Annotated in this window: 12 protein-coding genes and 2 pseudogenes; 9 read left to right on the top strand and 5 right to left on the bottom strand. The window is 59.9% G+C overall.

Annotation, left to right across the window (positions count from 1 at the left end; genetic code table 11):
- Positions 1 to 399: antitoxin Xre-like helix-turn-helix domain-containing protein (locus OZ411_RS41745; protein WP_282532617.1), on the bottom strand; the 399-nt coding region annotated here is incomplete at its 3' end.
- A 424-nt stretch (positions 400 to 823) separates the two neighbouring features.
- Here OZ411_RS41745 and OZ411_RS41740 point away from each other — a divergent pair.
- Positions 824 to 1,810, top strand: a complete 987-nt coding sequence (locus OZ411_RS41740; protein ID WP_282532616.1) for a cysteine synthase A — start codon at positions 824 to 826, stop codon at positions 1,808 to 1,810.
- A gap of 268 nt (positions 1,811 to 2,078) precedes the next feature.
- On the opposite strand, the gene OZ411_RS41735 is transcribed toward OZ411_RS41740, so the two are convergent.
- Both OZ411_RS41735 and OZ411_RS41730 read right to left on the bottom strand, forming a co-directional pair.
- On the bottom strand, positions 2,079 to 2,360 hold the full coding sequence (locus tag OZ411_RS41735) for a helix-turn-helix transcriptional regulator (RefSeq protein ID WP_282532615.1): 282 nt from the start codon (positions 2,358 to 2,360) through the stop codon (positions 2,079 to 2,081).
- Between the two features lie 147 nt (positions 2,361 to 2,507).
- A complete protein-coding gene (locus OZ411_RS41730; protein ID WP_282532614.1) occupies positions 2,508 to 2,660 on the bottom strand; it encodes a hypothetical protein in 153 nt (50 codons plus the stop codon).
- A 207-nt stretch (positions 2,661 to 2,867) separates the two neighbouring features.
- Here OZ411_RS41730 and OZ411_RS41725 point away from each other — a divergent pair, with 207 nt between their 5' ends.
- From OZ411_RS41725 to OZ411_RS41690, 8 genes are all read left to right on the top strand, one after another.
- Entirely contained in the window at positions 2,868 to 3,014 is a 147-nt protein-coding gene (locus OZ411_RS41725) for a hypothetical protein (protein WP_282532613.1), read from the top strand.
- Between the two features lie 230 nt (positions 3,015 to 3,244).
- Positions 3,245 to 4,543, top strand: a complete 1,299-nt coding sequence (locus OZ411_RS41720; RefSeq protein WP_282532612.1) for an LLM class flavin-dependent oxidoreductase — start codon at positions 3,245 to 3,247, stop codon at positions 4,541 to 4,543.
- 152 nt (positions 4,544 to 4,695) lie between these two features.
- Positions 4,696 to 5,562, top strand: a complete 867-nt coding sequence (locus OZ411_RS41715) for an ABC transporter ATP-binding protein (protein ID WP_282532611.1) — start codon at positions 4,696 to 4,698, stop codon at positions 5,560 to 5,562.
- 23 nt (positions 5,563 to 5,585) lie between these two features.
- Positions 5,586 to 6,347, top strand: a complete 762-nt coding sequence (locus OZ411_RS41710) for an ATP-binding cassette domain-containing protein (RefSeq protein WP_282532610.1) — start codon at positions 5,586 to 5,588, stop codon at positions 6,345 to 6,347.
- Positions 6,328 to 7,188 carry a branched-chain amino acid ABC transporter permease gene (locus OZ411_RS41705; protein WP_282532609.1) on the top strand — a complete coding sequence of 287 codons (861 nt, stop codon included), beginning with the start codon at positions 6,328 to 6,330 and terminating at the stop codon, positions 7,186 to 7,188. The genes OZ411_RS41710 and OZ411_RS41705 overlap by 20 nt, the downstream gene beginning before the upstream one ends.
- Entirely contained in the window at positions 7,185 to 8,105 is a 921-nt protein-coding gene (locus OZ411_RS41700) for a branched-chain amino acid ABC transporter permease (protein ID WP_282532608.1), read from the top strand. Before OZ411_RS41705 ends, OZ411_RS41700 begins: the two co-directional genes overlap by 4 nt.
- Positions 8,106 to 8,119: 14 nt before the next feature.
- Entirely contained in the window at positions 8,120 to 8,671 is a 552-nt protein-coding gene (locus tag OZ411_RS41695; RefSeq protein ID WP_282532607.1) for a carboxymuconolactone decarboxylase family protein, read from the top strand.
- 32 nt (positions 8,672 to 8,703) lie between these two features.
- Positions 8,704 to 9,939 (top strand): ABC transporter substrate-binding protein, encoded by a 1,236-nt coding sequence (locus tag OZ411_RS41690; RefSeq protein ID WP_282532606.1) that lies wholly within the window; start codon positions 8,704 to 8,706, stop codon positions 9,937 to 9,939.
- A gap of 355 nt (positions 9,940 to 10,294) precedes the next feature.
- On the opposite strand, the pseudogene OZ411_RS41685 reads toward OZ411_RS41690, so the two are convergent.
- Positions 10,295 to 11,020, bottom strand: a pseudogene (locus OZ411_RS41685) (IS5 family transposase).
- A gap of 236 nt (positions 11,021 to 11,256) precedes the next feature.
- Positions 11,257 to 11,454: pseudogene (locus OZ411_RS41680) on the bottom strand (LysR family transcriptional regulator); the annotation flags it as partial.

The raw sequence follows: 11,454 nt of genomic DNA, 5'->3' as shown, positions 1-11,454 counted from the left end.
AATATCGATGACCAACTCGGCCCCGAATTCGCTTTGGATGACGACGTCGATGGGCCGCTTGTCCTCGATCATGGGATGCGGCCGGAACAGAAAGTCGCGGGCGGCAGCCTCCGCTTGCCAGACCTCGAGCGCCAGTGCCCAAACGCGGGCGACGCGGGCGAGCCGTCCGCCTTCCTCCGCGGAAAGCTTGTGCGCAGCCTTGCGGCGCTCATAGGTCGCCTTGGGAACGAGCCGGTATTTGAATTGGGCGTCGTCCGGCGCCAGGAGGCGTGCAACCCGGTCCAGGGCCGCCACGGGCAGACCGCCCTCGATCCGGGTGATCAGTGCGAAAGGCGAGTCGGACAGCCGCTGTTTGGTGCCCAAGCCCAACACATCCGCCACATTGCCGAAAGCGAGCATCATCGTCTCCATCCTCACATGAGGCGGAATATGGTCTCACTTGGGGCTTCCGGCAAGGGGTGGTTTGGTGGTCAAGAAGGAGCTCGCGGCCGCCGGCGTGAAGCCGGTGATGGATCCCAGGAAGGTCGCGGCGACGTTCTATCGGAGGGCTGACGTGGAGGGCGATAGCCGACCTTCGTCCCAGCGATGACCCAGTTCAACGTTCGGATTGAGGGCCTGGATGCCCGCTTGTCTCCCAACAAGAGACGCTCAAGCGGCCATGCGTGGGGCTTTGGGGCCACAAGCGGAAATGAAACACGGCGCAGAATAGAATTGTCGATTGGGTGGGTTTGACGCCAAATTCGTTGCCTATATCGCCCGAACTACAGGACGAAATTGTCCATTGAGCAGCCTAAAGTTGCGATTGCGCTAAGGTGGGCAGGTGATGAACGGTATCCGAACGGGATTTTTGGATTCCATCGGCAATACGCCATTGATTAGGCTGCGAATGGCGTCAGAGGCCACAGGCTGCGAGATCTACGGCAAGGCCGAATTTCTCAATCCTGGTGGGTCGATCAAGGATCGCGCGGCCCTCGCCATGGTCAACGATGCTGAGCGAAGCGGCAAGCTCGGGCCGGGCGGTATCATCGTCGAAGGCACGGCCGGAAATGTCGGCATCGGCATTGCGCTCGTCGCGAATGCACGCGGTTATCGAAGCGTGATCGTGATGCCTGACACGCAAAGTCAAGAGAAGAAGGATATGTTGCGGTTGTGCGGTACAGACCTGCGACTGGTCCCCGCCGTTCCCTATTCAAATCCCAGTCATTACGCTCGCTATTCCGGTCAGCTCGCCGAAGAACTCGGTGCGTTCTGGGCTAATCAGTTCGACAACGTTGCCAATCGCGAGGGCCACTACCGCACAACTGGGCTGGAGATTTGGGAACAAACGGGCGGAAGAATCGACGGCTTTACTTGTGCCGTCGGGAGCGGCGGTACTTTGGGTGGGGTCGCGCGAGCCCTTAAAGAACGAAATCCCGGCATTAAGATTGCGCTCAGCGATCCCATGGGGGCCGCTCTCTACAATTGGTTTACCAAAGGCGAGCTGACGACAGAAGGAGAGTCAATCACCGAAGGTATCGGGCAAGTACGTGTGACCAAGAACCTGGAAGGCACACCAATTGATACGGCATATCAGATCACGGACGAGGAAGCCTTGCCTGTTCTATTCGATCTGATCGAGCATGAAGGGCTGGTGCTGGGTGGCTCGAGCGCTATCAATGTCGTTGGAGCCATGCGGCTTGCGCGCGACCTCGGTCCAGGCAAAACCATCGTGACCATCCTCGCGGATGGCGGACAGCGCTATCAATCCAGGCTGTTCAACCCAGAATTCTTGCGCAAGAAGAATCTGCCCACCCCACATTGGATGGGATAGCAACCCGTCATCGAGCTGGCTGCACGTCCCTACGCTCTGGCAATGTCTGCTTGGGGTCATTTGCGTCGGTTGGATCATGCCGTGAGGACGTCCGCTCTACTCCCATAAGCAGCCTTGAAAGGTCAGGCCGTTCAATCCGGTGCCGGCCGCCCTTACTCGACGAGGGCCTGCTGAAGTGACGCGATGAGCTTGCGCAGTGCGGCACAGTTGTCGGGGCGCGTCGTCCCAGATCACACTTAGCATTCGATTGGAGCTCATTTGCAGCTCTCTAGTTTACACTTTTGCTAAGCAGTCCACGAAGGCGCTCCAGGCTGTAATCGTCGGTTTGGCCACTTCGGAGCGCGGATAGCTCCTGTTGCGACAGGCCCGTGATCTTGGCGGCTTCGGCCTGAGTGAGCCCGCGCTGCTTGATGACCTCGTCGATCTTGGAGACGAGCTTTGCCTTTAGGAGCAGGGTTTCAGCATCTGGAAGACCAAGGTCTGCGAACACGTTCCCGGAGCCGATGGTGCCTAGCACCGTCTTTCGGGTTTCACGCTGCTGTTGGGGCATCTGAGCGGTCCTCACTGATAGCGCTTTGTCAGTCTTAGACGCGAGAGGAGCTTTGACTGGGTTGGGCATAGTGCTCTTCGAGATATTCCGTGTCGGCCGAAAGGGCCGCTGCGAAGGAACGCCGCTGGTCCTCCAGCCGCTTCAACGTCACGACGTCGTCAGCACGGATTCTCCGGTCGGTCCCGACCACGCGATACGGCAGCTTGCCGCATCCATCCTCTGGTAAACGAGAGGTCTCAAAATGCCTAGGATCTCGGCTGCCCTCTCGGGCGACACTTCCTCCTCGGTCTCGTCAACCATGCGAACCTCCATCCGAAGCAGTGAACTGCTGCGCGGGGCCGCGGGACGGGCCGCCATATGCCCCTTGGGAGCCTCCGCGACCGCTGTGGGCAGCACAATGGTTGCGGTTGAGCTCCATTCCTCGAAGCCAAGTTCTACGTTCCTACCTGGGGGCGGGAATGTTGAACGTGTGCCGGTGCGAGGTATTCTTGAAGCCGTCCGCGAGGGGTGGGCAACGAAGCCGCCGAAAACATCGCTTCACTCAAGAAGTCCGAGATGGCGAAAGCGGCGGAGAAACCGTTGCAGGGGAAGGGCTGGTTGTCGCCCGTCCTTCGCATGCCGCAGACCGCGCTGATGGCCATAGTCGCCGAGTAAAATGGCCGGGCCCCTCCAACCGGCGACCTCGGTCTCTTTGAGCACGACAGCTCATGGGATGTTGATCTACTAAGCTTGGTAAAGTCGCTCGAATTATCCTTGAAAATAGGAAATGTTTAGGATGGACTTCCTTTTTGCGAGCGGCAAGCGCCTCCTATCGCCATGGGCAGACGGATTTGTTAGCTATGGCGCTTCCCTTAGGTGGAAGTGAATTAGTGTCGTCCCGTCATATGAGTCTCGCCGGCTTTCTCATCGCCGGGCCCGTCGCGCACAGCCATGCGCTCTGGCGCAATCCCGCACACGCCGTTCCGTTTCTCTCCCTCGACTACTACACGGAGGTGGCGCGAACCCTGGAGCGCGGTAAGTTCGACTTGATCTTCTTCGCCGATCGCCTCGCGATTGCGGACCGCTTCGGCGGCGACAAGGAGATCGGTATCCGGTATGGCGATCAGGATTCAACGCGGATGGATCCTGTGCCCATCCTTGGCGCGCTGGCGGCGACAACCCATCATATCGGCCTCGGTGCGACCCGCTCCACCACCTACGACCAACCCTATCATCTCGCACGTGAGTTCAGCACGCTTGATCACCTTTCAAATGGTCGCGTGGCCTGGAACGTCGTGACTTCGATGAACGACGGCGAGGCGCTCAATTTCGGTTTGGAAAGCCACCTCAGCCACGATCAGCGCTATGACCGGGCCGACGAATTCATGGAGCTGATCTCGAAACTCTGGGACAGCTGGGACGAAGGCGCCTTGCAGCTGGACCAGGCCAAAGGCCTCTACGCCGATCCGGCCAAGGTGCATTACGTGAACCATGTCGGCACCTACTTCAAATCGCGGGGGCCGCTCAATATCCCGCGCGGACCGCAGGGGCGGCCCGTCATCATCCAGGCGGGCGCATCCGACCGGGGGCGTGCCTTCGCGGTCAAATGGGCCGAGGTCATCTTCAACATTGCGCCGACGCGTGAGCACATGAGACGATCGACGCAGGCGATCCACGAGGAAGCGGCCCGGTTGGGCCGTGTCGAGGGCGGTTGCAAGTCGCTCATTGCCATTATGCCCTTCGTCGGCCGCAGCCGCGAAGAGGCCTTCGAAAAGCGGGATCAAGCTAATGCCCTTGTAAATCCGCTGGTCGGACTTTCGACGTTATCGGCCCATGCCAACATCGATCTGAAAGAACTTGACCTCGACGCGCCCGTCGAACAGTTGCACAGCACCGGCACCCAGAGCCTGATCGCCATGGCGTCCCGGATCGCGAAGGACAATGCGCTCAGCCTGCGCGAAATTGGCCGGAAATACGGGCAAAGCGTCCTCGTGCCGCAGATTTGCGGAACGCCGCGACAAGTTGCCGATGAGCTTGCGGACATCTTCACCTCCGGCGATGCGGACGGTTTTGTGATCTCACCAGCCTTCCTGCCCGACTCCTTTGCTGTCTTTGTGGATGGCGTGGTCCCGGAACTGCAGCGTCTCGGCGTGTTCCGGCAGGACTATGCCGCCGCAACGCTTCGTGGCCATCTGCAGACTTAAGCAGCGAAGTCGCTCAAGATGGCGTGAAACAAGCCCATCCCGCTCGGCCGCAACCGCGACAGGATTGGCCTGCCGTGAGCAGGACAGGGAGGAAAATCTTTTTATTTTCGCGGTCATGCGCTGCGCGCTCCAAAGCCTCCTAATGTTCCGGCATGAGTGCTTCGGTCGAGACTTCGTCCGGTCGGTTTGCGTTTCGGACGATTCCTGAACCGACCCCCACGCCTTTCCGCGCATCCTCCGACCGCGTGGAGGAGGCGCATCCACTTCTCGCGATCCGTGGCTTGACCAAATCCTATGGCGGGCTCGATGCCGTCGCGGGCGTCGATATGGATTTGCCACATGGCCGTATTACCGGGCTGATCGGTCCCAACGGCGCAGGAAAGACGACGCTTCTCAACGTGATTTCGGGTGTCGAGCGCGCGACCAGCGGAGGCGTATGGTTGAATGGAGAGGCGGTTGCTGCGCTTCCCCAGCATCGGCTTGCATCCCGTGGGCTTGTGCGGACGTTTCAGATTTCGCGGGAGCTTGGGCAACTGAGCGTGCTCGAGAATCTGCTGCTTGCCCGTCCCCGCCAGACGGGCGAAACCCTTACGGGCATCTTTGCGCGAGCTGGCCGGGTTCGCCGTGAGGAGGAAGCGGCCATCGAGGTGGCGCGTGGGGCGCTCCTGAAAGTCAATCTCTGGCGCCTCGCCGACGAGCCCGCATCGGCGCTTTCCGGAGGCCAGAAAAAGCTCCTTGAGATTAGTCGCGCCTTGATGCTTTCGCCACGGCTCGTGCTACTTGATGAGCCCGCCGCCGGCGTCGCACCCGCCATGGAAGCGATCCTGATCGACACCATTCGCGGCCTCGCGGACGAAGGCGTGGACTTCCTAATTATTGAGCACGATCTCGACGTGGTCGCGGCCCTTTGCCGCCATGTCTATGTCATGGCTGCAGGAAAAATCCTGACGCAGGGCTCATTCGCCGAGGTGTCTAGCGATAGCCGCGTCGTCGAGGCCTATCTCGGGGTAAAGGCATGACCAGCGTATCCGGATCTTTGCGCTTGGAGTCTGTTTCCGCGGGCTACGGCGCAACCGACATCGTCCGCACGGTAAGCTTGCAGGCAAAGCCGGGGCGGATCACCACCATCGCCGGACCGAACGGTGCGGGCAAGTCGACCCTCATGAAGACGATGGCAGGGTTGCTGCGGCCTCGCCAGGGGACAATTCGGATAGGAGCGCGCGACATCACAGCATTGCCGCCGCCCGCGCGCGCCGCAGCCGGACTTGGTTATGTTCCACAGGAGCGGAATGTCTTCAAGAACCTTACCGTCGAGGAAAACCTCAGTATCGGTTTCGAGTTCATTCACCGGAAAGCCGCGCGCGGCGCGTTTGCTGCAGCTCGACAGCGTGTGCTCGATCTCTTTCCGGACCTGGTCCCGCGCACCGAAGCGCCGGCCGGCACGCTCAGTGGCGGGCAGCGGCAGATGCTGGCGATGGGATGCGCGCTGATTGCCGGACCCTCGACCCTGCTGCTGGATGAGCCCTCCGCCGGTCTCTCGCCGCGCTATGTCACCACGATGCTCGACGCTGTCGCCGCGGTGAACCGCACCGGCGTCACGGTGATCATGATCGAACAGAACCTGATCGAGGCGATGCGTATTTCGCATGACGCCTTGCTGCTGGCGGGTGGTGAAATCAAGGGCATGTGGTCGGCCGCGGCCTTCCTGTCCGATGCAAAGGTGAAATCACTGTTCCTCGGAGGAACAAAGGCAGGAGGCGAACTCCTTCAGCAGGATACCAGCGATGATGCAAGCGCTGCTTAACGGTCTGGTCTCGGGTTTGCTGATTGCGCTTCCCGCGATCGCACTCTCGCTCACCTATGGCATTCTCAATTTTGCGAATTTTTCCATCGGCGCGATGATCACGATGGGCGCTTACCTCGCCTATGCCGTAAACGCCTCGCTCGGCGCGCCCATCCTGCTGGCTGCGCCGATTGCGGCGGCAGCCCTGGCCCTTATCGCGGTTGGCATCGACCGAGGAATCTACCGTCACATCCGGCATGCCGATCACATCACGCTCTTGGTCGCCTCGATGGGCGTTGCCTTCGTGCTGGAGAACATCATCCGATTTGCTTTCGGCGCCGATGTACGCACTCTCGATGTGCCTGTCGCCCGGCCACTCTTGTGGAACGGGTTACGGCTTAATCACGAGCAACTCGTGATCCTGATCGTGACGCTCACGTCAATGGCCCTGGTTGCTGTGCTCCTGAGACGCACCCGCCTCGGGCGTGCCATGCGCGCGATCGCGGACGATCCGGACTTGGCGGAGATTCGCGGCGTCGAGCGGGAACGCACGGTCGATTGGACCTGGGCCATCTCCGGGGTTTTGACCGCCTTTGCGGGCATGCTGATCGCCCTCGATGGCATTGTCGATCCGCTCATCGGAACAAATTACCTCGTTTCCGTATTCGCGGCGGCCGTGGTCGGCGGGATCGGTAATCCGTTTGGGGCAGTCGTCGGTGCCCTTATCATCGGCGTTGTCGAGGAGACCTCCGCTCTTGCGGTCTCCACGACCTACCGGCAGGGGATCAGCTTCGTCGTTCTTGCACTTGTCTTGCTGCTTCGTCCGCAGGGACTGTTCGGCGTTGCGAGGATTCGGCGATGATCGGATACCTTGTCGCAATCCTCACCTTCGTGTCCTTGGCCGTGCTGCTTGGCTTCGCGCTGAATATTCAGTGGGGGCAGGCAGGCATGATCAATTTCGGATTGGCGGGCTTTTATGGGGTAGGCGCCTACACGGCGGCCATACTCTCGAAACAAGGGGTCGATGGAGTAACAGCTACGGCGGCGGCTATTGCCGCGACAGCGGCCATTTCGGCCCTGGTGTCGCTCGCCACGATCAAGCTGCGCGAAGACTATCTCGCGATTACGACACTTGCTTTCTCGGAGTCGGTGCGGTTGGTGTTGACCAACGAGACATGGCTGACAGGGGGCGCCAATGGCATCCGCGACATCCCAAGGCCGTTCGTCGAACTGGTCGGCGGCGAGCGTTACGAAACCTTCTTCCTCGTGGTTTGTCTCGCACTCATCGCCCTTGTCTACCTTCTGCTCGATCGCATCATTCGCTCACCCTTTGGGCGCGCCCTCCGCGCCGTGCGCGAAGACGATGTCGTGGCCGCCACATTGGGTAAGGACGTTTTATCGTTGCGCGTGAAGGCTTTCGCGATCGGCGGCGCGGTTATCGGCCTCGCGGGCACCTTGCATGCGTTTTATTTCACCTACATCGATCCCGGCGAGTTCGCGGGATTTGTCACGGTCTACGCCTTCATGAGTGTCATTGTCGGTGGCAAAGGCTCCAACCGCGGTCTTCTGCTCGGGGCCTGCACCGTGATGGTGCTGCTCGAAGGAACGCGGTTTCTCAAGGACTTCGTGCCGTATTTCTCTGCACAGCAAGCGGCCTCGCTCCGGCTGGTCCTGATCGGGGCTGGGCTCATCGTCATGCTGATGTTCAGGCCAAATGGCCTGTCATCGGAATATCGCTTGTCTTCCCGCAAGCCCTCCAATCCAAACGTCACGCACTGATAGGAGACGCCATCATGTCGCGCATTTCGATAAAGACCAAAGAGGATATTCCCGCCGGCCTCAAGCCGCTCTGGGACAAGATGACCAGCTACGGTGCGTTTGAGAACCAGGCCGGGGTCATGGCGCACCGGCCGCCGATCTTTCAGCATATCTGGTCCATGCTGGTCGACTTGTCTGAGGAGGCCGTGCTGCCGAAACGGTATCTTGAATTGGCGCTCGTGACGGTCTCTCTCCTTAATCGCTGCACATACTGCGTATCCCACCATGCACCCAAACTTGCTATTCAGGGCGTATCGGAAGAGGGGGCAGAGCGGCTGCTCGACTATCATAACCACCCTGAACTTGATGATTTGGACAAGCTGGTGGTGGAATACGCCATCGCCGTCACCAATAGCTGGAACAAGACTCGTGACGAGATCTTCGTCCGGCTGCGCCAACATTTCAGCGAAGCCCAGATCGTCGAGCTGACATGGCGCACAGCGCTCTCCGGCGCGTTCAACCGCTTCAACGACATCTTGCAATTTGACATCGAGGACGGCGTCGTCGTGCGCGAGGCGGCCGAGTAGCGACTTTTCAGTTTATAAAAGAGGAAAATGACATGCATCACCTGATTTCGCGCCGGGCGTTGATGGGCGGTATTGCGCTGGCCCCGTTTATATCGTCGCTTGCACGCGCCCAATCCGGCGAGACAATCCGGATCGGCGTTCTGGCACCGCTGACAGGTGGCGGAGGGCCTTACGGCGCCGATATCGTCAAGGCCTCCAAGCTTGCCGCGGATGAAATCAACAACGCGGGCGGTGTTCTCGGCGGACGCAAGATCGAGTTGTTCATCGAAGATGATGAAACCAGTGCGACCGCGGCCGTAAAGGCGGCGCGTAAGCTTTTGGATATCGACAAGGTCGTTGCCGTAACGGCCGTGTGGGGATCGGCGCCCATTTTGGCAGTCCGGCCGTTGACGCTCGAGAAAAACGTGGTCCTCACCGTACTGGGTTCAGCCGACGAAGTGACGGAGGGCGATACGAAGGGGCTGGTCTGGCGCTTCCAGGCCCGAGCTTCCAGCTGGGGAGCACCGGCCGCACGTGCGATCCTGAATGGAGGTTATAAGAAGATCGGCCTGCTTCACCTGCAAAATCCATTCGTCGCCACGATGATCCCGTCCTTCCTGAAGACGATCCAGGATGGCGGCGGCGCCGTGATATCGAATGTGGAATTCAAGCCCGACCAGCCCTCCTATCGGGCCGAAATCGAAAAGGTGTTTGCCGCGAACCCGGATGCGGTGTTTGTCCCGGGTTACGTCAATCAGTTTACGTCGATCGCGAAGGAGATCTACCGAGGCGGTTACAAGGGCAAGGTCTTTTCGCTTACCATTGCAGCCGCAGCTGGCGTCGACGGCAGCAGCGCGTTCGTCAAGAACGTCGGCAAGGAAGTTGCGGAAGGCATCGAGCATGTGCAGCCGATCAGCCCACTCGATAGACCCGAATACAAGGCCTTTGTAAAGGCATTGGGTGCACCCGATGGCACCGTATTTCCGTTCGCCGCGCTTCAGTACGATGCCATCAATGTTCTCGCGGTCGCCATAGAGAAGGCGAAATCCGCTAATCCTGTTGAGTTCGCCAAGCAGATCATCCCGGTTACGAACGGGCCTGGCACCAAGGTGGCGACGGGTGCCGAAGCTCTGGCGCTCATCCGAAGAAACGAGCCCATCGATTTCACTGGTGCCGGTCAGGACCTCAAGTTCGACGAACGCGGCGAGTTACTGGGCAGGCCGTTCCTTCACCAAGCCATCCGCGACGGCAAGGATGTCATTGTCGGCACGGTGGGAGGCGGAGCCTAGGGCGGCCCCGGCGACCATGGTCTCGGCACGGTATCGGGAGACTCTGATGCCGAGCCCTATGATCGTTGTTCGAGTTCATCGCTTGGTCGAAGTACGGCAGATCCAGACATGCTATGCAAGGTGCGCATCGTTCTAAAGCGAATTCGAGCTTCTAACGGAGCAAAGGATTGTTGCCGGCGCCGAAGAAATTGGATTTTTTGCCTTGAGTAACTGATGGACGAATACGCTCGATGCGATACATGTCTTCGATGCGCTCCAACTATCCGCAGTATAGGTGCTCGGTACTAGCCACTCAGGCCGTCCGCGGGCAGGGGCCCGCGATGCAGCATAAGCACCGGTTAGCGATTTTTCGAGGCTAGGGCGTGGACTCGTTAGCACGCAACCAAATTCGGATTGATGCGAGCTTGACGAACGCCAGATAGTTGGCTGCGAGTTTGTCATATCGGGTTGCGACACGCCGACATTGCTTGATTTTGTTGAAGAACCGTTCGATCAAGTTCCGCGCGCGATACAGATACGGGCTGAAGCAGATCGGGTCTTTGCGATTTCGTTTCGGCGGAATGTTCGCCCATGCTCCTTGCTGGCGGGCAAGCTCCCTGATCCAGTCCGCGTCGTATCCACGATCCGCGAGTAACATCGTTTGTGGGAGCAAGGCGCTGAGGAGAACCGAACACAGCCGATTATCATGCGCTTCACCGGGCGTCAGCGCGAGATGGACCGGCAGACCATTGGTGTCGACCACCGCGTGAATCTTGCTCGTGAGGCCTCCTCGCGAGCGACCCATAGCTTGGTGATTGTTGTCCGAGATACACGCTCCGTGCTGGTGCACGCGCACGACGGAGGTATCGATCATCTGCACTGCCGCATCATGACCAGCGGCCAGCGCATCCATGATCCGGTCCCAGACGCAGCCCGTCGCCACCGCACGAAGCGATTGTAACAAGTGGTGCGGGAACATAGGTCTCGGGCAGGTCGCGCCACGGAGCACGCGACGGTCGTTTACGCGCCGAACCCCACGCGGTTTGTTCGGCAGCATCGGTTTGATTGCGGTCCATTCGTAGTCGCTGAGTTCGTAGCGCATGATTCGAGGCTCCGGTTTCGGAGCTTGAATCACGTTTAGAGCAGCGCCACCAACCCCCGGTGGCCGGTCGCGGTCCTGCTAATGCTTTGAATTTACTTCCGCTTCATGGCGGCATAAGGGACATTGCCGGATTCCTGGTGGCCCGGCCCCGTCGCGAATGACGCATGTCGGACGTGGGGGATGTCCGCTTGCAGGCACTTGTCCACCGCAAAGCGTCGTCGGCGACCTGCCGAGCGTCAGTCGCGCGATAAGGACAGCCCCGCGAGAAGTGGAGCGTACGCGGCGAGCCTGCGGGATACGAACTCCGCGAAGAGCCGCACGCGCTTCGTCTTGCGTGTCTCCCCCTGTGTGAGAAGCCAGACTGTTCCGTACATGTGCAGGTCGGTGCCCGGCACCCTCACCAGCAGCGGGTCGGCATCGCCGACGAAGCACGG

Source organism: Bradyrhizobium sp. Arg237L (assembly GCF_029990105.1).
Lineage (GTDB): Bacteria > Pseudomonadota > Alphaproteobacteria > Rhizobiales > Xanthobacteraceae > Bradyrhizobium.
Note: the sequence above shows the minus strand (reverse complement) of the source record. Positions and strands in the feature narration are given on the sequence as shown.